Raw genomic sequence first — 22,265 nt, forward strand, 5'->3', positions numbered from 1 at the left:
AATCCAAGGATCGAGAACTTGACTGATATCGTCATCACCGCTGCCAAGCGGACCGCTGTCGGCAGCTTCATGGGCGCCTTCGGGTCTACGCCAGCCCATGAGCTTGGCCGCGCCGCCATCATCGCCGCACTCGCTCAGGCCGGTGTTGCTCCCGAAGAAGTCGACGAGGTCATCCTCGGCCAGATTCTCACAGCCGGTCAAGGGCAGAATCCCGCACGACAGGCCGCGGTGAATGCCGGCATTCCGGTGGAACGCACCGCCATCGGCCTTAATCAGCTGTGCGGATCGGGCCTGCGCGCAGTCGCCCTTGCTGCCCAGGCGATCAGGGCTGGCGACGCGCGCATCATGGTAGCCGGCGGACAAGAGAGCATGTCGATGGCGCCCCATGCGCAATATTTGCGCGGTGGGGCGAAGATGGGGCCGATCACCTTCATCGACACGATGACGCATGATGGCCTGACCGATGCCTTCCATAATTATCATATGGGTATCACCGCCGAAAATCTGGCGGAGAAGTATCAGATCAGCCGCGAAGCGCAGGACGAATTCGCGGTCGCCAGCCAGAACAAGGCGGAGGCCGCTCGCGCCGCCGGCCGCTTCAAGGACGAGATCGTCCCCGTGACGATCAAGGGGCGCAAAGGCGACACGATCGTCGATGCGGATGAGTATATCCGATCAGGCGCTACCTTTGAGGCCATGCAGAGCTTGCGCCCGGCTTTCAAGAAGGACGGAACCGTGACCGCCGGCAATGCGAGCGGCATCAATGACGGCGCGGCCGCGCTCGTCGTGATGAGCGCCGAAGACGCAGCAAGACGTGGTGCCCCCGTGCTGGCGCGCATTGCCAGCTTCGCGACCTGCGGTGTCGATCCGGCGATCATGGGCATCGGCCCGGCACCTGCATCTCGCATCGCGCTGGAGAAGGCCGGCTGGTCACTTGCCGACCTCGATCTCATCGAGGCGAACGAAGCCTTTGCGGCCCAGGCGCTGGCGGTGGGCCAGGAACTCGGCTGGGACCCGGCAAAGGTCAATGTGAACGGCGGCGCAATCGCCCTTGGCCATCCGGTCGGCGCTTCGGGCGCGCGTGTGCTCACGACGCTGCTCTATGAGATGCAGAAGCGCGATGCGAAAAAGGGGCTCGCGACCTTGTGCGTGGGCGGCGGCATGGGCGTGTCCATGTGCGTCGAGCGCTGACACAGCGCTGACGAGAACAGGCCGCCGCCCTCTGGACGGCGGCCTTTTCCTTTTTCAGCGCCAGACACGATCGAAACGGGCGCCCAGTCCTGTCAGCAGTTCATATTGCGAGAGGCCTGAGACGGCTTCAGCCTCTGGCAAGGCATAATCGATATCCAGCCAATCGCCTTCGCGCACATCAGGCTGTGACGATATGTCGACCGCGATCAGGTCCATCGAGACCCGCCCGACGAGAGGAAGCCGAGCGCCCGCGCACAAGATCTGACCGCAGCGTGCAAAGCTGCGCAAATAGCCATCGGCATAGCCGATATTCAGAATCGCAACCTCCAGATCGCGTGATGCCAGGTAGGTAGCGTTATAGCCGACCGTATCCCCGGTCGTTACGGTGCGACGCTGCAGCACCTGTGCCTGTGGGAAGACCACCTGTCTGATATGGCCTGCCGCTTCCGGTCGAGGGATGCCGCCGTAAAGCGCCAAACCGGGCCGCGTAAGATCAAAGGCATAAGCTTCGCCCAGACAGATGCCGGCGCTATTCGCAAGGCTGTAACGCGCCGCCGGCACACTGTTTCGTAGCGCGCCAAACCGAACAAGTTGCTGCTGCGTCAATGGGCTATCTTCGTCGGCCGATGCCAGATGGCTGTGCAGCGTGGCTACCTCCAGCCCCTCGACCAATGGCGCGATTCCGCCGCGCCAATCCAATCCCAGCCGATTGATGCCGGTATCCACCATCACATCGCACACGTTGCCGCCAGCTGACTTCCACCGCGCTGTCTGTTCCGGCGTATTCAGCACCGGACGGGCGCGCGCGTGCAGCGCGACGGCCATATCCTCATCGCGCACGCCATGAAGGACCGACAGCGACAGGCCGTCTTCCAACAGCGCTTCCAACTGCGCTGCTTCCGCCCAGTTCGAAACGAAGAAATCGCGGCACCCCGCAGCGATGAGCCGCCGCGTCACCTCGACAGCGCCAATCCCGTAGCCGTCGGCCTTGACCGCCGCGCCGCAGGCGGCGTTGCCGCTACGCGCTTGCAGCCATCGCCAATTGGACAAAAGCGCCTCTGCATCGAGCATAAGGCGCAGTGGAGCAGGAAAAGAAGTCATCGGAGAGCGATAGCGGCATGCCTTCGCATCGTCGACCCATCAGAGGGAATCATGGAGCCGAAGGTGGCGCCTTTCCCGTTCCCTTCTTCAGGGCGGGAAGGCGCCATCCGTCCAGCTTCACTCCAGTTCGAGGATGATCGCGTCCACCGGCAGGCTTTCGCCCTGCGATGCCGACAGGCTCTTGACCACGCCAGCCTTTTGGGCGCGAAGGATATTCTCCATCTTCATCGCTTCGATCACCGCGAGCGGCTGACCGATCTCGACCTTGTCGCCTTCCTTCACGTGAAGAGCGACAAGCAGTCCTGGCATCGGGCAAATCAGGAAGCGCGACAAATCCGGCGGAATCTTTTCGATCATGTGCTTGGCGTGCACCGCGGCATGAGCCGGCAGGATGCGCAGCTTATGGCTGGCCCCATGAGCCGTCAGCACGAAACCTGCGCGCACCGGCGCGATCTTCACGGCCAGCCGCTCGTCGCCAAACTCGGCCTCGATCAGCCGATCACCGGGCGTGTATTCCAGCGCCAAGTCGATTGCTTCCCCGTCGACGGTTACGTCATCGCCATTGATGACGATGTCATGAACCGTCTTGTCGATCCCGACCTGCCAGCCAGTGGGAGCCTTCAACTTCTTGCCGAGTTGGCCATCGATGCGCCGGGCGCGGTCCGCCTGGGCCATCGCGGCGAACGCCCCAATAGCCGCCAGCCGCTTGAGCAGAGTTTCGGACGCGGGCGCCCCCATGAAGCCTTCGGGATACTCCTCGGCGATGAAGCCGGTCGTGATATTGCCCGAGCGGAAGCGCTCATGCTGCATCAGCGCAGACACGAAATCGATGTTGTGGCCCGGTCCTTCGATCTCGAACTGGTCGAGCGCCGCGATCTGCTTATCAATCGCCTCCAGACGGGTCGGCGCCCAGGTGACGAGCTTGGCGATCATCGGGTCATAGAACATCGACACCTCGCCACCCTCGACCACGCCATCATCGACGCGCACCTTGGCTCCACTTTCATCGACGCCGGTTTCCGGGGGATTGTAGCGGATCAGACGGCCGGTCGAAGGCAGGAACCCGCGATAGGGATCTTCGGCATAGACGCGATTTTCGATCGACCAGCCGTTGATCTTCACGTCCTCCTGGCGGAAGCTCAGTTCCTCGCCATTGGCGACGCGGATCATCTGTTCGACCAGATCAAGCCCAGTGATCTCTTCGGTAACCGGATGCTCCACCTGCAAGCGGGTGTTCATTTCCAGGAAGTAGAAACCATCGCCGGTCTTATCCGCGCCCGACACGATCAGTTCGACCGTACCCGCGCTGAAATAGCCGACGGCCCGCGCCAGAGCGACGCACTGTTCGCCCATCTTCTTGCGCATTTCAGGGCTGACGAAGGGGGACGGCGCTTCCTCGACCACCTTCTGGTGGCGGCGTTGGATCGAGCATTCGCGTTCGTTGAGATAAACGATATTGCCGTGCTGATCGCCCAGGATCTGGATTTCGATATGGCGCGGGCTTTCGATGAACTTCTCGATGAACACGCGATCATCGCCAAAGCTGTTCAGGCCCTCACGCTTTGTCGCCTCGAAGCCTTCGCGAACGTCCTGCTCGCTATAGGCAAGGCGCATGCCCTTGCCGCCGCCGCCGGCCGACGCCTTCATCATCACCGGATAGCCGATCTCGTTGGAGATGCGGACGGCATGTTCGGTGTCCTCGATCACCCCGACATAGCCGGGGACGACATTGACGCCCGCGGCCTTGGCGAGCTTCTTGGATTCGATCTTGTCGCCCATGGCGGCGATGGCGTTGGCGGGGGGGCCGACGAAGATAATGCCCTCGGCGTCGAGCGCCTTGCGGAAGCTCTCACGCTCCGACAGGAAGCCATATCCCGGATGCACGGCATCGGCGCCTGTATCCTTGCATGCCTGAATGATCTTCTCGGCAATCAGATAGGATTGGGCAGCGGGCGATGGGCCGATATGCACGGCTTCGTCCGCCATCAGCACGTGCGGCGCACGGGCGTCGGCATCCGAATAGACCGCCACGGTCTTGATGCCCATCTTCTGCGCGGTGCGGATGACGCGGCACGCAATTTCGCCACGGTTCGCGATCAGGATCTTGGTGATTGCCATTATCTGTCCTTGCCCCAGTCCTATTCCTCTCGGCCCATTTGGGCTGAGTTGCTGATGTCCGCCTCCCCGAAGAGAACAGGCACACATCGGTATGCATGTTGAATTATTCCGCCGCCTCGAGATGCCCGTGCGGCTGTGCCATCATCGGACTCAGTCCCAGCTTGCCGAGCAGTGCGGCGTCCTTGTCATCCCCGGCATTGGCTGCGGTCAGCAGCTTGTCGCCGGTGAAGATGCTGTTCGCGCCCGCCATGAAGCAGAGCGCCTGGCAGGCCTCGCTCATGCTCTCGCGCCCTGCCGAAAGGCGGACCATCGACTGCGGCATGACGATCCGCGCGACAGCAACGGTGCGGACGAACTCCACCTCATCGATCTTGGCGAGCGGCGTGTCCTTCAGCATGTCGCCCAACACGGTCCCGGCAACCGGCACCAGCGCGTTGATCGGAACGCTTTCGGGGTGCGGCATGGTGCCGAGCGCGTGGAGGAAACCGATACGGTCCGAGCGCGTCTCACCCATGCCGACAATCCCGCCGCAGCACACATTGATGCCCGCGTCGCGGACATTTTCCAGCGTCTCGATCCGGTCCTCGAAGGTCCGGGTGGTGATGACGTTGGCGTAATTTTCCGGCGAGGTGTCGATATTGTGATTGTAGTAATCCAATCCCGCATCGGCGAGCTGCTTCGCCTGACCGGCTGACAGCATGCCCAGCGTCATGCAGGTTTCCATGCCCATCTGGCGTACGCCCTTCACCATTTCGATGAGCTTGGGCATGTCCCGTTCCTTGGGATTGCGCCACGCCGCGCCCATGCAGAAACGCCCCGAACCATGGTCCTTCGCCTGCGCCGCCGCCTGCAGCACCGCTTGCACGTCCATCAGTTTGGTCGCCTTCAGGCCGCTCTCCGCCTCCGTCGACTGGCTGCAATAACCGCAATCTTCCGGGCAGCCGCCGGTCTTGATCGACAGCAGCGTCGAAAGCTGCACCTCGTTGCGCGGGAAGTTCGCACGATGGATCGACTGCGCCTCGAACATCAGGTCGTTGAAAGGCAGGTCGAACAGCGCGGCGATTTCGTCGCGTGTCCAGTCAGTGCGGGGCGTTGCAGTGGTCAAGCAGCTTCCTCCAGACCCGCCGGGGGCATGTTGTGGCCGAGGAGGCGCAGCACATCGGCGGCGCATTCCAGGACGTTGGAGCCTGGGCCATAAATGCCTTGCACGCCCGCGTCACGAAGGAAGTCATAATCTTGCGGCGGAATAACGCCACCCGCTATCACCTTTACGTCGCTGCGGCCGTTCTCGCGGAGCTGTTTGATGAGTTCGGGGATAAGCGTCTTGTGCCCCGCGGCCAGCGACGAAGCACCGACGACATCGGCCCCGCTATCCAGCGCCAGAACCACCGTTTCTTCCGGCGTCTGGAACAGCGGACCCGACACGACGTCGAAGCCCATGTCCCCGAACGCAGAGGCAATCACGTTGGCGCCCCGGTCATGACCGTCCTGGCCCATCTTTGCGACGAGCAATTTCGGCTTGCGACCGAGGCGCCGCTCGACGGCCTGCACCCCGTCAAGAACCTGTTTCCAGCGGCTGTCCTGCGCGTAAGGCTTGGAATAGACGCCCTTCACCGGCGTTGGCACCGTGCCATAGCGGTTGAAGCTGTCTTCCATGGCGGCGGAAATCTCGCCGAGCGTGGCCCGCGCGCGCGCCGCTTCCACCGCATGAGCCAGGAGGTTATTCTCGATCGACTGCGGCCCGGCAGCGGCCTGACGCAGCGATTCCAGCGCCGCCTGGCACTTCGCGTCATCGCGCTCGGCCTTCACCTTGGTGATGCGAGCGATCTGCGCCTCGCGAACCTTGCTATTGTCGACTTCCAGCGTTTCGAGCAGGTCCTCGTTGGCAAGGCGATATTTGTTAACTCCAACGATGACATCCTCACCGCGATCCACGCGAGCCTGTCGGGCGGCCGCAGCGGTCTCGATCATGGCCTTGGGCCAGCCGGCCGCAACGGCCTTCGCCATGCCACCTTCACCCTCGACCCGGTCGATGATCTCCTGCGCCGCATCGACCAGCTGCTGGGTCAGCGCCTCCACATAATAGCTGCCGCCCAGCGGATCGACCACATTGCACATGCCGGTCTCTTCCTGGATGACGATCTGCGTGTTGCGGGCGATGCGAGCTGAAAAGTCGGTCGGCAGCGCGATCGCTTCATCCAGCGCGTTGGTATGCAGCGACTGGGTGCCGCCCAGCATCGCCGCCATCGCCTCGATGGTGGTGCGCATGACGTTATTATAGGGGTCCTGTTCCGTCAGCGACACGCCCGATGTCTGGCAGTGGGTGCGCAGCATCTTGGAGCGCTCGTCCTTCGCGCCAAGCTTGGTCATGGCGCGATGCCACAGGACGCGAGCCGCGCGCAGCTTGGCGACCTCCATGAAGAAATTCATGCCGATCGCGAAGAAGAAGCTGAGGCGACCGGCGAACTTGTCGATGTCGAGGCCCGAGTCCACGCCATATTTCACATATTCGATGCCGTCCGCGATGGTGAAGGCCAGTTCCTGGACCTGGGTCGCGCCGGCTTCCTGCATGTGATAGCCGGAGATGGAAATGCTGTTGAACTTGGGCATCTCGCGGCTGGTGTAACCGAAGATGTCGGAAATGATCCGCATGCTCGGCTCAGGCGGATAGATATAGGTGTTGCGGACCATGAACTCCTTCAGAATGTCGTTCTGAATCGTCCCGTCGAGCAGCTTGCGTTCGACCCCCTGCTCTTCGCCCGCGACGATGAAGAAGGCGAGGATCGGGATCACCGCACCGTTCATGGTCATGGAAACGGACATCTGGTCGAGCGGAATGCCGTCGAAGAGGATCTTCATGTCCTCGATCGTGTCGATCGCCACGCCCGCCTTGCCGACGTCACCGACGACGCGAGGATGGTCGCTGTCATAGCCGCGATGGGTAGCAAGGTCGAACGCGACGGAAAGGCCCTTCTGGCCGGCAGCAAGGTTGCGGCGGTAGAAGGCGTTGGATTCCTCAGCCGTCGAGAAGCCCGCATATTGGCGGATGGTCCAGGGCCGCCCCGCATACATGGATGCGCGTACGCCGCGGGTGAACGGCGCGAAGCCGGGCAAGCCCGGATCAACCGTTACATCCTCCGCCGTGTAGAGCGGCTTCACGGTGATCCCCTCCGGCGTTTGCCAGTTGAGGTCCTTGCCCTTCACCTCTTTCGCGGCGGCGGCGGCCCACTGATCCCGTGTCGGCTTGTCGGTCATTTCTATCATCCTACCCATTCGTCATGCCGGACTTGATCCGGCATCCCGCTTCTTCTGCGAGCGGGACGAAAACAGCGGGACCCCGGATCAAGTCCGGGGTGACGAAAACTCAATGCGCCTCTTTAGGCGTTTCCATGATCTCGGTCAGCACCCCGTTCATATCCTTGGGATGCACGAAAAAGATCAGCGTACCGTGGGCCCCGATGCGCGGTTCGCCAAGGACCTTCTTGCCGAGACCTTCAAACCACGTCTTGGCTTGATGGATGTCAGGCACTTCGTAGCACATGTGATGCTGCCCGCCCGCCGGGTTCTTGGCAATGAAGCCGTGGATAGGACTATTCTCGCCCAGCGGCTCTATAAGCTCGATCTGCGTGCCGTTGGTGCCATTCTCACCCGGCGTGTCGACGAAGCACACCTTCACACCCTGGGCAGGCAGGTCGAACGGTTCGTGGATCTTCGTAGCGCCCATGACGTCGCGATAATAGGCGATACTGGCTTCCAGCGAGGGCGTGGCCACGCCGATATGATTGAGACGGCCGAGCTTCATGACTGCCGATCCTTACAGCGGGATGTTGTCGTGCTTCTTCCAGGGGTTTTCCAGCGCCTTGTTGCGCAGCTTCCGCAGCCCCAGCGCGATCCGCTTGCGGGTCGAGTGCGGCTGGATGACCTCGTCGATAAAGCCCTTGCTCGCAGCGACGAAGGGGTTGGCGAAGCGGTCTTCATATTCCTTGGTCTTTTCCGCGATCTCATCGGCCGTCTTGCCGCGGAAGATGATCTCGACCGCGCCCTTGGCGCCCATCACCGCAATCTCGGCGGTCGGCCAGGCATAGTTGAGATCGCCCCGCAGATGCTTTGAGGACATGACGTCATAAGCGCCGCCATAGGCCTTGCGGGTGATGACGGTGATCTTCGGCACGGTCGCTTCGGCATAGGCGAAGAGCAGCTTCGCGCCATGCTTGATGATGCCCGAATGTTCCTGCGCGGTGCCCGGCAGGAAGCCCGGCACATCGACGAAGGTGACGATCGGGATTTCGAACGCATCGCAGAAGCGGACGAAGCGACCTGCCTTCTTGGACGAGTTGATGTCGAGCACCCCGGCCAGCACCATCGGCTGGTTGGCAATGATGCCCACCGGCTTGCCCTCGATCCGTCCGAAACCGCAGAGGATGTTGCCCGCATGAGCCGGCTGCACTTCGAAGAAGTCGCCCTCGTCGACAACCTTCCGTATCAGTTCATGCATGTCATAGGGCTGGTTGGCGTTTGCCGGCACCAGGGTATCCAGGCTTTCTTCAGCCCGGTCCCACGGATCCGCGCTCGGACGCTCGGGCACCGGTTCCTTGTTGGAGGCGGGCAGGAAGTCGACGAAGTCGCGCACGGCCAGCAGCGCCTCGATATCATTCTCGAACGCCAGGTCCGCAACGCCCGACTTGGTGGTGTGCGTCACGGCGCCGCCCAGTTCCTCCTGGGTCACGATCTCGTTGGTGACGGTCTTAACCACGTCAGGGCCGGTCACGAACATGAAGCTCGAATCCTTCACCATGAAGATGAAGTCGGTCATCGCCGGAGAATAGACCGCGCCACCCGCACAGGGGCCCATGATGACGCTGATCTGCGGCACGACGCCCGAAGCCAGCACGTTGCGCTGGAAAATCTCCGCATAGCCGGCCAGGGATGCAACGCCTTCCTGGATCCGCGCGCCGCCGGAGTCATTGAGGCCGATGACGGGCGCCCCGACTTTCATCGCCATGTCCATGATCTTGCAGATCTTCATCGCATGCCGTTCAGAGACAGCGCCGCCATAGACGGTGAAATCCTGGCTGAAGACGAAAATCAGCCGCCCGTTGATCGTGCCCGAACCAGTAACGACGCCGTCGCCGGGGATATGCTGCTCATCCATGCCGAAGTCGATGCAATTATGTTCGACATACATGTCGACTTCTTCGAAGCTGCCTTCATCCAGCAACACTTCCAGGCGCTCGCGCGCGGTCAGCTTGCCCTTGGCATGCTGCGCATCGATGCGGCGCTGGCCGCCGCCCAGGCGCGCGGCGTCACGCTTGGCTTCAAGCTGTTCGATAATGGCGAGTTTCGACATAAACGGCTTCTCTCCGGTGAAACGCGGACGGCTATGCCAGCCCCATTCCCCACTTCCCAGCTTTTCGCAAATGCAAATTTGCCAATTTGCAAATCACCATTTCGCAAATTAAGAGCGAAGCATGGCACGAGGCAACCGTATTTTCGCAGGTCCGCGCCTGCGACAGTTGCGTCTGGATCACCGCATGGACCAGGCGGCGATGGCTAATGCGCTCGGCATTTCGGTATCTTATCTCAGTCAACTTGAAAATGACGACCGGCCGCTGACCGCCAAGGTCAAGGCGGCGGTCGCCAGCGCCTTCCCCACCGACTGGGCGAGCTTCGACAGTCGCGAAGAGGAGCAACTGCTGGGCGCGTTCACCTATGCGCTCGCCCATCCGGAGCTGCCGGGAACGCCGATCGAACCGGAGCGGATCGAGAAGCTGCACCTGCAGTTTCCTGAATTCGCTGCTCGCTACATTGATCTTTACAACGCGCACATGCGCGCCAATGAACGCATCAACATGATCGAGGAGGCGATCGCCAACGATCATGCAGTACAGGCTCGACTGCCGTGGGAAGCGGTGCGGGACTGGTTCCACGAAGCAGGCAATTATGTCCATTCGCTCGATTGCCTCGCGGAGGACATGGCAGCCAGCTTCACCCAGGGCCAGGTTCTGGACGAAGGCATGCTGGTCGAAGCGCTCGCGCGCCGCCACGGCATCGAGACGTTGATTGCCGACACACCGGACTCAGCGCTGCGCGCCTATTCGGCGAGCGAACGCAGGCTGTTCGTCAACGCTGCGCTGCCCACGGAAAGCCGCAAGTTCATGCTGTCGCACCAGCTCATGATGCTGGAGGGGCAGGCGGTGATCGCCGATGTCGTCAACCGCGCCGCGCTTCCCGTCGAAGGAGCAGACCGGCTGCTCGCGATTGGATTGGGCAACTACGCCGCAGGCGCATTGCTGATGCCCTACGCCGCCTTTCGCGAAGCCGCGCGCGAGCTGCGGCATGATATCGACCGCTTGGCCAGGCGCTTCGGGGTCAGTTTCGAACAGGCCTGCCATCGCCTTTCGACGCTGCAGCGGCCAGGATTACGGGGCATCCCCTTCTTCTTCTGCCGCGTCGACATGGCGGGCAACATCACCAAGCGACACAGCGCGACGCGCTTGCAATTCGCCCGTTTCGGCGGAACCTGCCCCTTATGGAACGTGCATGAGGCGGTGGCGATTCCCGACCGCATCAACGTGCAACTGGGCGAAACGCCAGACGGTGTGCGCTATGTTTCGATGGCAAAGGGACTGGTGAAGCCTTCGGGCAGCTATTCACGCACCCCGCGGCGATTCGCGGTCGTCCTGGGTTGCGAGATCGTGCACGCAGCGAACTTCGTCTATGCGGACGGCCTGCAACTGGAGATGGAGGGCGCCGCCACGCCCATCGGGATCACATGCCGCCTCTGTTCGCGCCAAAGCTGCGATCAGCGGGCCTTCCCGCCTGCCGACCGGCCGATCCGCGTCGATCCCGACCATCGGCAGATCGTGCCGTACTGGATCGGCTGATCGCCTGTTGGCAGGCCAACCGGCGGAAACTGACCCTGTCATGCGCTCCGCCAATGGAATAGTTAGGACAGATGACCCACATCAGCCTTTCGCATCCTGACATCGGCAGCCTGCGCAGCGATCTGCATGATCGAGGCTATGCCCGACTGGACGGAGCCGACATGTTCAACATATTGAGGGTGACGCCGGCCGCATGGCGAGCGTTCGCTGCTAGTTGGGACGATATGGGGCCAGACCTCTACATGGCCGACGGCGGACGCTACCGCCGACGGCGCCATGCGACCTTCCGATGCCAGCACGGGCTCCTCAACCGCAATCCTCACCAACCGCATTATCAGAGCCGGGACTATAACCCGCTAAATGGCGACTTGCAGCGATGGTTCGATCCGGTCGCTGATGCCACAGTCGAGAATGACGTCACGCAGGCGATTTTCGCATTTTGCGCGAGCACCTTCGGCGCGGCGGACGCCCAGCGATGGCATGTGGAAATCCACCAGTTCCGCATCGAGACGCAAGAGGATCATGTCGGGCGGCCCACGCCCGAAGGCCTGCATCGCGACGGGGTCGATTGGGTTTTCGTGATGCTGATCGAGCGCCGCAATGTGCGCGAGGGCGTGACTCGCATCGGGACGCCGGATGGCACATCCCTTGGGGAGTTCACGTTGGCGGAGCCGGGCGACGCTGTGCTGATCGACGATCGACGCACCATGCACGGAGTGACGGAGATCCATCCCGTTGACGCCAACTCCCCGGCTTGGCGCGACGCGCTCGTCGTGACCTTCGTGGCGGAGCGCTGAGCCACCGGCCGCGGATGAACTTGGGCTATTTGAGGAGGACCAACTCTTCGGCCATGCTGGGATGCAGCGCCACCGTGTCGTCAAACTGCTCCTTGGTAAGACCCGCCTTCACGGCAATCGCCGCAGCCTGGAGGATTTCTGGCGCATCCGGTCCAATCATGTGCAGGCCCACCACACGGTCGGTGGTCGCGTCGACCACCATCTTGTAGAGCGCCCGCTCGTCCCGCCCGGCCAGCACGTTCTTCATCGGCCGGAAGTCGGAAGTATAGACCTTTACGGTGCCAAGCTTGTTCTTGGCCTGCGCTTCGGTCAGACCGACTCCCGCAAGGGGCGGATGGCTGAACACAGCGGAGGGGACACAGTGGTAATCCACTGTCCGGGGACTGCCGCCGAACACCGTGTCGGCAAAGGCATGCCCCTCACGGATAGCGACCGGCGTCAGTTGCAGCCGGTCCGTGACGTCGCCCACGGCATAGATGCTTTCGCAGCTGGTGCGGCTGTATTCGTCAACCTTGATCGCGCCCTTCTCGTCCAATTCGACGCCCGCGCTCTCGAGCCCGAGCCCTTCGACATGCGGCTGGCGCCCGGTCGCGAACATCACCGTGTCACATGGAATCGGATCGCCATTCTTGAAGTGGATGCAAAGTGTGCCGTCTTCATTCTTCTCGATCCGGTCCATCTGCGCGTTGAAGCGGAAAACGATGCCCTTCATCGTCGAAATCTGCATCAGCCGGTCGCGAATCTGCTCATCATAGCCGCGCAGCAGCGTGCCGGATCGGTTGACGATCGTCACATGACTGCCGAACTCATTGAAGATGCCGGCAAATTCGTTGGCAATATAGCCCCCGCCCACGATCACGATTCGCTTGGGCGCGTCCTCCAGATGAAAGGCTTCGTTGGAGGTTATGCCATGTTCGGCGCCTTCCATCTCTGGGATCACAGGCCACGCGCCCGTCGCAATCAGGATATATTTTGCCGTCACCTCCCGTCCGCTCGCGAGCTTGATTGAATGGGGTCCGGTGACGGTGGCTCTTTCCGGGATCACTTCAACATTGTGGCTCGACAGCGTATTTTTATAGAGGCCTTCGAGCCGGTCCACATCCGCCAGCACATTGTCGCGCAGCACCTTCCATTCGAAATCGCAGTCCGGCACATTCCAGCCAAATCGCCGGGCGTCCTTCAAATCTTCTGCGAAATGAGCGCCGTAAATCAGCAGTTTCTTGGGGACGCAGCCGCGGATGACACAAGTGCCACCGACGCGATATTCCTCCGCTACCGCAACGCGCGCGCCATGGGCCGCCGCCACCCGCGAAGCACGGACCCCGCCCGAGCCCGCACCGATGACGAAAAGGTCAAAATCATAGTCGCTCATGCCGGTCTCCGCTGGATAGCGCCGGATATGGCGACGAAATCGCTGCGTTACAAATGAGAATCGCCCGGACCGCCCAAGGCAAGGTGGATCAGCGCCATGGTTGAAGGATCAAATCCGCGCGGGCCGTCGACCTCGATTGCCTTGGCTATTTCCTTGCCCAACTCGACGCCAAACTGGTCAAACGGGTTGATGTCCATCAGCACGGCATTGGCGAAGGTACGATGTTCGTAGAAGGCGATCAGCGCGCCAAGAGCATCGGGCGTCACGTCGTCCAAGAGGATCGTCGTGGATGGCCGGCGTCCTGAATAGGCGCGTGCGGGGTCCGTCGCATTCTCCTTGCCGCGCATCAACGCGGCCCCTTGCGCGAAGCAATTGACCAGTAGCGCCCGGTGATGCGCGGGGTCCAGCGAATGGCCGGGCTCGATCGATGCGATGAACTCGACCGGCGCCAGCACCGTCCCCTGGTGCAGAAGCTGGAACACCGCATGCTGCGCGTCCGTACCGACGCCGCCCCAGGTGATGGGCGCCGTCGGTCCATCCACGGGCTTGCCGTCGCGGGTCACGCTCTTGCCATTGCTCTCCATCTCCAACTGCTGGAGATAGGACGGCAGCAACCGCAGCCGTTCGTCATAGGCAAACAGCGCACGCGTCTGACACCCCATTATGCGGGTATAATATTGGTCGACGAACGCCGCGATCAGCGGCGCGTTCCGCGCCGGATCAGACAAGCGGAAATGCCGGTCCATCGCCGCCGCGCCCTCCAGCAGGCTTTCGAACGCATCCCATCCCAGCGCCAGCGCCACCGGAAAGCCAATCGAGGACCAGAGGGAATAGCGCCCGCCCACGCTTTCCGCAAAGGGCAGGATGCGCGTTTCATCGACCCCCCATTCGATCGCCTTGTCGGGATTGGCGGTGAGGGCAATGACGCGCCCGTAGGGGTCGTCGACGCCAGATTCGATCATCCAGCTAATCGCGCTCGCCGCGTTCAGCATGGTTTCGGTCGTCGTGAAGGTCTTGGAGGCGATGGCGATCAGCGTCGCTGCCGGATCGAACCGGTCCATCGCCCGCTCCAGCGCGGTTCCATCAACGTTGGATACGATCGCCACGTCGTAGCGGGCGCCGTCACCGCCCAACGCGTCTATGATGAGGTCGGGCCCCAGCGCCGAACCGCCAATGCCGATGTGCAGAATATGGCGGACGGGACCCAGAGCCTCACCCTCGATAGCATCAATCAACGCGCGCATGCGGGCATGCAGCATCTTGGCGCGAGAGACGCTTTCGGCACTGCCCTCGCCGCGTTCGGCAGGATGTTCGGCGGCGCGGCCTTCCGTGTTATTGACAGGCTCACCAGCAAAGAGGGAGTCACGCCTCGCCTCAAAGCCTCGCTCCTCGGCCAACGTCAGAAAGGCACCGACGAGATCACCCGTCAGGTGCGTCTTCGACCAGTCGAAGCGGATCGGCCCCTGCCGCAATATCAACTTGCTCAGGCGGTCGGGCTCTGTCGTGAAGATGGACTTCAGATCAACTTGGGGAAGGGCTGCGATAGCCTCCAGTGCAGGACTGGACATGGATGAGAAAATCCTCTTTGCCTTTGATGGATACCGACGCCGCATCTGTCGATTCTTCCCTTTCTTAGCCAAGCGTTGCGGGCAATGCACCGCCCGCCGCGCTTGACGGCAGCTTTGGGAGGCCGCAAAAGCCGCGACGGCCTGTTTTCAAGGCAAGATGAAGGACTAGACGACCAGGCATGAGCGCAAAATCCGAAACGCGGGACTTCCTCTGGTTTCTCGCAAAGCTCGCGGTATTCGTCTTCATTCTGCGGAGCTTCATTGTCTCTCCGTTCAATATCCCGTCTGAATCGATGCAGCCGCGGCTGCTCATCGGGGATTATCTTCTGGTCGCGAAATGGCCCTATGGTTATTCGCGCTACTCGCTCCCCTTCGGACTACCCCTCATCCCCGGCCGCATCCTTGCCTCAACGCCACAGAGGGGGGACGTCGTGGTGTTCAAGGCGCCGCCGAACCAGAAGAATGACTATATCAAGCGGGTGATCGGCCTGCCCGGGGACATGATCTCCGTCCGGGGCGGCACAGTCTACCTCAATGGTCAGGCCATCCCCAAGCAAAGGGTCGCGGACCTTGTCATTCCCGTGACGCCGAACATGGTCGACGCTGCTGCGAAGGAGGGGAGCCCTTCCCCCTGCTACCGCTCCAAGTTCGAGGAAGCTGCGGCGGGGGGCGGTCGTCAGTGTCGCTATCCCCAATATCGGGAAACCCTGCCGGGCGGCAAAAGCTACAACGTGCTGGACCTGGTTCCGGACGGGGCGGCTGACGATCGCGATACGGTTCTGGTGCCCGAAGGTCATCTCTTCATGATGGGCGACAATCGCGACCGCAGCGCCGACAGCCGCTTTCCTGCTGTAGAAGGTGGGGGAATCGGGCTGGTGCCGGAAGAAAATCTGGTGGGTAAGGCGATGATTTCGGTCTTCTCCACTGATGGCAGCGCCAACTGGCTGCTCCCGTGGACCTGGTTCACCGCAGCGCGCTGGAACCGGATCGGGGAAGGCTTTTGACATCAAGTCCGCGAGGGCCTGACACGGCGGCCTGGCTTGCGGCTCTGATCGGTCGCGCACCTCGAGACGCCGCCTCCTTCGCCCAGGCGCTGACTCACGGCAGCGCGCAATCAAGCAACTACGAACGGCTGGAGTTTCTGGGCGATCGCGTTCTTGGCCTGATCATCGCGGACTGGCTTTACGGCCGGTTCACCGGCGAGCCTGAAGGCAAGCTGTCCCGACGGTTCAACGCGCTGGTATCGGGAGAAACCTGCGCCGAGGTTGCGCGCGCGGCTGGTGTTCCGCCTCATCTGGTCCTCGGCAAGCAAGCGCGCGACGATGGCGCGGCCGACAGTGACAATGTGCTGGGCGACGTCATGGAGGCGCTGATCGGCGCGCTGTATCTGGAGGGCGGTTTCGATGACGCCCGAGAGCTGGTCCACCGGCTTTGGGGCGAAAGGGTCGATACCCAGGCCAGCGCGCCCAAACATCCCAAGTCCGCGCTGCAGGAATGGGCAGCCGCCAACAAGCGCAAGCCGCCCGAATATGCGATGACGGATCGCTCCGGTCCGCATCATGCGCTGCGCTTCACTGTGACCGTCTCGATCAAGGGCGCCGGCGAAGCGAGCGCCACCGGCGGGTCGAAGCAGGAGGCGGAAACGGCTGCCGCCCAGGCGCTGCTCGATAAATTGGCGGGCTGAGGTCCCTTTCATGCTATTGACGTGCCGATCCGAACGGAGATTTGATTGACTGCAGAAATGGAATCCCAACGCTGCGGCGTTATCGCGATCGTGGGCGCGCCCAATGCCGGCAAATCGACGCTGGTCAACGCGCTCGTCGGGCAGAAGGTCGCGATCACGAGTCCCAAGGCTCAGACCACGCGAACCCGCGTGATGGGCGTCGCGATCGAGGGCGATGCGCAGATCGTGCTGGTAGACACGCCGGGCATCTTCGCGCCGAAACGCCGGCTCGACCGCGCGATGGTGCAGGCGGCCTGGGGCGGTGCGCAAGGCGCGGACCTGATCGCACTGATCGTTGACGGCAAGGCAGGGCTAGGCGCCAAGATGGAGCCGATCATCGAGGCGCTGGCGCATCGGCCGGAGCGCAAATGGCTGATCCTCAACAAGGTCGACATCGCCATCAAGGAAAAGCTGCTGGTCCATACCCAGAAGCTCTACGAACGCATCGGCTTCGAGGAGACCTTCTTCATCTCCGCCCAGACCGGGGATGGTCTGCCTGAACTCAGGTCCGCTTTCGCCAATGCCATGCCGCAGGGGCCGTGGCATTTTCCCGAGGATCAGGTTTCAGACGCCACCGACCGGATGCTGGCTGCTGAAATCACGCGCGAGCAGCTCTATCATCAACTCCACGCCGAACTCCCCTACGCCGCTGCGGTCGATACCGAGCAGTATAAGGAGCGCGACGACGGATCGGTCGAAATCCACCAGCAAATCCTGGTCGGGCGGTCCAGTCAGCGTGCCATCGTGCTCGGAAAGGGCGGACAACGCCTCAAGGAAATCGGATCAAAGGCGCGTGCCGAACTCGCCAGCCTGCTGGGCGTCAAGGTCCACCTCTACCTTCACGTCAAGGTCAAGGAAGATTGGGAGGACGATCGCTTCATCTACCGCGATATCGGGCTGGATTGGGTGGACTGAGCGCCACCCATCCCCTTCGCCCTCAGCCTGGCGAAGCCTGTTCTTCGCTAATAGGCAGAGCCGCTCTTTCGGGAGGTGAACCGGCTCATTCCGCCGGCGCCACCTTCTTCTTGGCCGGTGCCCTTTTGGTCGGCGTCTTCTTGGCTGCGGGCTTTTTCGCCGCCGCTTTCTTGGCGGGCGCCTTCTTTCCCTTTTTGGCCGGTGCTGCCGCTGCCCGCGCGTCGATGAGCTGCGCAGCCTCTTCCAGAGTCAGCGCATCCTGCTCGATCGTCTTGGGCAGCGTCGCATTAGTCGTGCCGTCCGTGACATAGGGCCCGTAGCGCCCCGCCATCAGCTTGATTTCGCCCTCGGTGCGAGGATGCTTGCCCAGAACCTTGAGGGGTTCACGCGATGACGCGCCCCGCCCTCCCCGATTTGCCGCGTCCGCCAGTTTGGCGACCGCGCTGTTCATGCCGACCTCGAAAATTTCGGCAGTCGAGGACAGGCGCCCGTATTTACCGTCGTGCAACAGATAGGGTCCGAAGCGGCCGATATTCGCAACAATGGGCTTACCCGTTTCAGGATGCAGCCCAACCTCGCGCGGCAGGCTGAGCAGCTTCACCGCCCATTCCAGCGTCAGCTCTCCATCGGGCAGATCACGCGGGATGGACCCGCGCTTGGCCTCCTTGCCCTCGCCCATTTCAATATAGGGGCCGAAGCGGCCAGATTTTTTGACAATGTCCTGCCCGGTTTCGGGATGCTGGCCCAATATCTCCGGCCCCGTAGCCTCGTCCCCTTCGCTGCCGCCGGGCTGACCAAACTTCCGTGTATATTTGCACTCGGGATAATTGGAGCAGGCGATAAAAGCTCCGAAACGCCCGCCGCGCAGCGATAGCTGCCCGTCGGCACACAGCGGACAGGCACGCGGGTTGCCCCCATCCGCTCGTGGCGGGAAGAGCATCGGTTCCAGGAACTTGTCCAACTCCGCCGTGATGTCCGACGGCTTCTGATCCATCACTTCGGCCGTCTTGGGCTTGAAATCCTTCCAAAATGCTTCCAGCACCGCCTGCCACTGCGCGCGTCCGCCGGAGATATCGTCCAGTTCCTCCTCCAGCCCCGCGGTAAAGTCATAGGACACGTAGCGTTCGAAGAAGCGTTCGAGGAAGGCTGTCACCAGCCGCCCGCTCTCTTCCGCAAAGAAGCGGTTCTTCTCGATCCGCACATAGTCGCGGTCCTTGAGCACCTGCAGGGTAGACGCATAGGTGGAGGGCCGCCCGATGCCCAATTCCTCCAGCTTCTTGACCAGCGAGGCTTCGGAATAGCGCGGTGGGGGCTGGGTGAAATGCTGCTCGGCGATGACCTTCTTCCTCGCCGGCGTGTCGCCCTGGGCCATGCGGGGCAGCAGCCTGGAATCGTCATCGTCGCTGTCGTCGCGGCCTTCCTCGTAAAGCGCGAGGAAGCCGGGGAAGATCACCACCTGCCCCGTGGCGCGCAGCGCGTGTTGTCCGGTGCCGTCCACCAGATCGACTGTCGTGCGCTCCAACCGAGCCGATGCCATCTGGCTCGCCAGAGCCCGCTTGAAGATGAGGTCGTAGAGCCGCGCATGGTCGCCAGAGCCCACCTTGTCACGCCCGAATTCGGTCGGGCGTATCGCCTCGTGCGCTTCCTGCGCATTCTTGGCCTTTGTCTGATACTGACGGGGCTTTTCGGGCAGGTAACCGCCGTCGTACCGCTCCGCGATCGCCTTGCGCGCGGCAGAGATGGCGCTGCCGTCCATCTGCACGCCATCCGTACGCATGTAGGTAATCGCACCATCTTCGTAGAGCTGCTGGGCGATCCGCATCGTGTGGCTGGCAGAGAAGCCGAGCTTGCGTGCGGCCTCCTGCTGAAGCGTCGACGTGGTGAACGGTGGCGGGGGATTGCGTGTAAGCGGCTTGGTCTCAACCTTCTCGACGGTGAAGCGCCCCGCCTCAACATCGGCCTTCGCGGCCATGGCATCGCCTTCCCTGCCGATGGTCAAGCGATCGATCTTCTCGCCCTTCCAGCGGACAAGCCGTGCGGTGAAGCCCTGACCACCCTGTTCCATCTCGGCCGCGACGGACCAATATTCCTGAGGCACGAAACTCTCGATTTCGCGCTCGCGCTCCACTACCAGGCGCAGCGCAACCGACTGCACCCGGCCCGCCGACTTCGCGCCGGGCAGCTTGCGCCACAGCACCGGCGAGAGGGTGAAGCCCACCAGATAGTCGAGCGCCCGCCGAGCGCGATATGCGTCGATCAGATCTTCGTCCAATGCGCGCGGCTGCGCCATGGCTTCGGTGACCGCCTGCTTTGTAATCGCGTTGAAAGTCACGCGATCGACCTTCTGCGGCAATGCCTTCTTGGCGCGCAGCACTTCCTGCACATGCCAACTTATGGCTTCCCCCTCCCGGTCGGGGTCGGTCGCCAGGATCAGCCGATCGGCCTTCTTCGCCTCATCAGCGATGGCCTTCAACTGCTTCCCCTTGTCGCCATAATTTTCCCACGACATGGCGAAGCCGTTGTCAGGATCCACCGATCCGTCCTTGGCCGGCAGGTCACGGATATGGCCATAGCTGGCGAGGACGTGGAAATCGCCGCCCAGATATTTTTCAATGGTCTTCGCCTTGGCCGGCGATTCAACGATGACAAGCTGCATTCATGCCCCGATAATTGAGTGCTCTCGCGTACACGCGCGAGTCTGGTAGGCGTAAAGGTCCAACGTCAAGGCCATCATGACAGGCTTACCCGGCCTCCTGCATGCCGCTCCAGCCGAGCCGCGAGTTCGAGTTCCAGCAGGACGGTCTGCACAACCGCCGGACTGAGGCCGGACAGGCGGATCAACTCGTCAACAGGGACTGGCGCTGGTCCAAGCAAGCCAGCAACCTCAGCCCTATCACCGGCGGTGACGTCGGACGACACAGGCTCTCCGGCGAAGTCCAGGCTGCCCTGCCGCACCATGCGCGGATCGATCGTTCCCACCGCCTCCATGACATCCGCGCCATTCTGAACCAGGGTCGCACCCTCGCGGATCAATTGATTGCAGCCTTGGGCGCGGGGGTCGAGCGGGGAGCCAGGCACCGCCATCACTTCTCGCCCCGCCTCCCCAGCCAGGCGCGCCGTGATCAGTGATCCCGACTTCGGTGCAGCCTCCACCACGACCGTGCCGGCCGCAAGCCCCGCGATGATCCGGTTCCGAGCGGGGAAATGCCGGGCCAAAGGCTGCGTTCCCGGCGCATGTTCCGTCACGAGCAGGCCCTCAGCGGCGACCTGCTCCTGCAAAGCCGCATTTTCGGGCGGAAAGACCACATCGATGCCGCATGCGATGACGCCAATTGTTCCCGTGCGGATCGAACCCTGATGCGCGGCCGTGTCTATACCTCGCGCGAGCCCAGACACCACCACACCGCCGCGCTCCCCCAGTTCCTGAGCCATGCTGCGCGCCAGACGGCAGGCTGCGGCCGATGCATTCCGCGCTCCCACCATGGCAATGCATTGCCGCGCCACCAGTGCGACGTCGCCGCGCACAATCAGCGCGGGCGGCGCGCCGTCCATGTCGTCGAGCAATGACGGAAAGTCCCGGTCACCCATCAGCAGATAGCGCGCGCCAAGACCTCGGCTGCGCCCAATTTCCTTATCGATCTCGGCGGGATCCGCGACGGTGGCATCACCGCCCCCTCGCGCGGCAAGATGTGGCACGGCGCGCAACGCCTCGCCTGCTGAGCCAAAGCGCGCAATCAACTGCCGAAAAGTGATGGGTCCGATGCGTGGTGAACGTATCAGGCGCAAGCGGTCGAACCGCTCCTGTTCGGTCATTCCGCGGATACTTTCGCCTTTGACCCACCGACCTTTGGCTCGACGCCCTTGGCGAGCCGCCTGATATTTGCGCGATGCCGCCACACCACTATCAGCGCCAGTGCCAACGCTACCGGCACCAGGTCGATACGTCCCAGAAGCCCCATGGCGACAGGCGCGCTGATGGCAGCCCCGATGCCGCCCACCGAAGAATATTTCGTACCGAACAGCGCCCCAAGCCAGACTATCGCGAAGATTACCCCTGCAGGCCAATAGAGCGCCGTGACCACGCCCATCATCGTCGCGACACCCTTGCCCCCCGCGAAGCGCAGCCAGACGGGATAGCAGTGACCGATAAAGGCCATCGCGCCCGCCATTGGCCCACCGCCATCGACGAGCGCGGCCCCTATCAGCACAGCCAAGGCACCTTTGAACAGGTCCAGCAGCAAAGTGGCGACCGCCAGCCCCTTACGTCCGGTGCGGAGCACATTGGTGGCGCCGATATTCCCCGACCCGATCTTGCGCAGGTCCCCCACCCCCGTGAAGCGCGTCAACAGCAGGCCGAAGGGAATGGACCCCAGGAGGTAGCCGAGCAGCAGGACGAACGCGGGGATTAGCCAGGGAGGGGTCATGATCTCGCCGAGATAGTTGCGGGCGCGACCATAGCGTGCCGTTTGCGCCGGGCAATGGCGAAGGTGCGTGATTGTCGACGCGCGAAGACGTACGGACCGAAATCTTTAAAGATCACGTCGCGCCTAAACCGTCTGCACTTTTCGCAAAAAGACCGGAGAGGCACGAGCCCGA

Annotated in this window: 17 protein-coding genes; 6 read left to right on the top strand and 11 right to left on the bottom strand. The window is 62.5% G+C overall.

Annotation, left to right across the window (positions count from 1 at the left end; all coding sequences use genetic code 11):
* Positions 1-18 precede the first annotated feature (18 nt).
* On the top strand, positions 19-1,191 hold the full coding sequence (locus tag AAC640_RS04625; RefSeq protein WP_340264939.1) for an acetyl-CoA C-acetyltransferase: 1,173 nt from the start codon (positions 19-21) through the stop codon (positions 1,189-1,191).
* 54 nt (positions 1,192-1,245) lie between these two features.
* Here AAC640_RS04625 and alr read toward each other — a convergent pair whose 3' ends face one another.
* From alr to AAC640_RS04655, 6 genes are all read right to left on the bottom strand, one after another.
* Entirely contained in the window at positions 1,246-2,292 is a 1,047-nt protein-coding gene (gene alr / locus AAC640_RS04630; protein WP_340264940.1) for an alanine racemase, read from the bottom strand.
* Positions 2,293-2,409: 117 nt separating this feature from the next.
* Complete coding sequence (locus AAC640_RS04635) at positions 2,410-4,410, bottom strand: ATP-binding protein (RefSeq protein WP_340264941.1); 2,001 nt, start codon at positions 4,408-4,410, stop codon at positions 2,410-2,412.
* Positions 4,411-4,513: 103 nt separating this feature from the next.
* Positions 4,514-5,515 (bottom strand): biotin synthase BioB, encoded by a 1,002-nt coding sequence (bioB, locus tag AAC640_RS04640; RefSeq protein WP_340264942.1) that lies wholly within the window; start codon positions 5,513-5,515, stop codon positions 4,514-4,516.
* The gene (scpA, locus tag AAC640_RS04645; protein ID WP_340264943.1) at positions 5,512-7,665 is read right to left on the bottom strand and encodes a methylmalonyl-CoA mutase; all 2,154 of its coding nucleotides are present in this window, start codon (positions 7,663-7,665) and stop codon (positions 5,512-5,514) included. Before scpA ends, bioB begins: the two co-directional genes overlap by 4 nt.
* A 109-nt stretch (positions 7,666-7,774) precedes the next feature.
* On the bottom strand, positions 7,775-8,212 hold the full coding sequence (mce, locus tag AAC640_RS04650) for a methylmalonyl-CoA epimerase (protein ID WP_340264944.1): 438 nt from the start codon (positions 8,210-8,212) through the stop codon (positions 7,775-7,777).
* A 12-nt stretch (positions 8,213-8,224) separates the two neighbouring features.
* A complete protein-coding gene (locus AAC640_RS04655; RefSeq protein WP_340264945.1) occupies positions 8,225-9,757 on the bottom strand; it encodes an acyl-CoA carboxylase subunit beta in 1,533 nt (510 codons plus the stop codon).
* Between the two features lie 121 nt (positions 9,758-9,878).
* On the opposite strand from AAC640_RS04655, the gene AAC640_RS04660 reads away from it, so the two are divergent.
* Positions 9,879-11,294, top strand: a complete 1,416-nt coding sequence (locus AAC640_RS04660) for a helix-turn-helix domain-containing protein (protein WP_340264946.1) — start codon at positions 9,879-9,881, stop codon at positions 11,292-11,294.
* 71 nt (positions 11,295-11,365) lie between these two features.
* The gene (locus tag AAC640_RS04665) at positions 11,366-12,091 is read left to right on the top strand and encodes a 2OG-Fe dioxygenase family protein (RefSeq protein ID WP_340264947.1); all 726 of its coding nucleotides are present in this window, start codon (positions 11,366-11,368) and stop codon (positions 12,089-12,091) included.
* Positions 12,092-12,116: 25 nt separating this feature from the next.
* Here AAC640_RS04665 and gor read toward each other — a convergent pair whose 3' ends face one another.
* Complete coding sequence (gor, locus tag AAC640_RS04670; protein ID WP_340264948.1) at positions 12,117-13,463, bottom strand: glutathione-disulfide reductase; 1,347 nt, start codon at positions 13,461-13,463, stop codon at positions 12,117-12,119.
* Between the two features lie 47 nt (positions 13,464-13,510).
* Entirely contained in the window at positions 13,511-15,031 is a 1,521-nt protein-coding gene (gene pgi, locus AAC640_RS04675; protein ID WP_340264949.1) for a glucose-6-phosphate isomerase, read from the bottom strand.
* 179 nt (positions 15,032-15,210) lie between these two features.
* Between pgi and lepB the strand changes: the two genes are divergently transcribed.
* From lepB to era, 3 genes are read left to right on the top strand one after another with little or no spacing between them, the layout of a single operon-like run.
* The gene (lepB, locus tag AAC640_RS04680; RefSeq protein ID WP_340264950.1) at positions 15,211-16,035 is read left to right on the top strand and encodes a signal peptidase I; all 825 of its coding nucleotides are present in this window, start codon (positions 15,211-15,213) and stop codon (positions 16,033-16,035) included.
* The gene (gene rnc, locus AAC640_RS04685; protein WP_340264951.1) at positions 16,032-16,715 is read left to right on the top strand and encodes a ribonuclease III; all 684 of its coding nucleotides are present in this window, start codon (positions 16,032-16,034) and stop codon (positions 16,713-16,715) included. Before lepB ends, rnc begins: the two co-directional genes overlap by 4 nt.
* 45 nt (positions 16,716-16,760) lie before the next feature.
* The gene (gene era, locus AAC640_RS04690; RefSeq protein ID WP_340264952.1) at positions 16,761-17,669 is read left to right on the top strand and encodes a GTPase Era; all 909 of its coding nucleotides are present in this window, start codon (positions 16,761-16,763) and stop codon (positions 17,667-17,669) included.
* An 85-nt stretch (positions 17,670-17,754) separates the two neighbouring features.
* Here the strand turns inward: era and topA are convergent, their stop codons facing one another.
* The 3 genes from topA to plsY form a co-directional block, all read right to left on the bottom strand.
* Entirely contained in the window at positions 17,755-20,325 is a 2,571-nt protein-coding gene (topA, locus tag AAC640_RS04695; protein ID WP_340264953.1) for a type I DNA topoisomerase, read from the bottom strand.
* Positions 20,326-20,399: 74 nt separating this feature from the next.
* On the bottom strand, positions 20,400-21,482 hold the full coding sequence (dprA, locus tag AAC640_RS04700) for a DNA-processing protein DprA (protein WP_340264954.1): 1,083 nt from the start codon (positions 21,480-21,482) through the stop codon (positions 20,400-20,402).
* Positions 21,479-22,093 carry a glycerol-3-phosphate 1-O-acyltransferase PlsY gene (gene plsY / locus AAC640_RS04705; RefSeq protein ID WP_340264955.1) on the bottom strand — a complete coding sequence of 205 codons (615 nt, stop codon included), beginning with the start codon at positions 22,091-22,093 and terminating at the stop codon, positions 21,479-21,481. The genes dprA and plsY overlap by 4 nt, the downstream gene beginning before the upstream one ends.
* Positions 22,094-22,265: the final 172 nt, after the last annotated feature.

The organism is Sphingobium mellinum (genome assembly GCF_037860795.1).
Classification (GTDB): Bacteria; Pseudomonadota; Alphaproteobacteria; order Sphingomonadales; family Sphingomonadaceae; genus Sphingobium; species Sphingobium mellinum.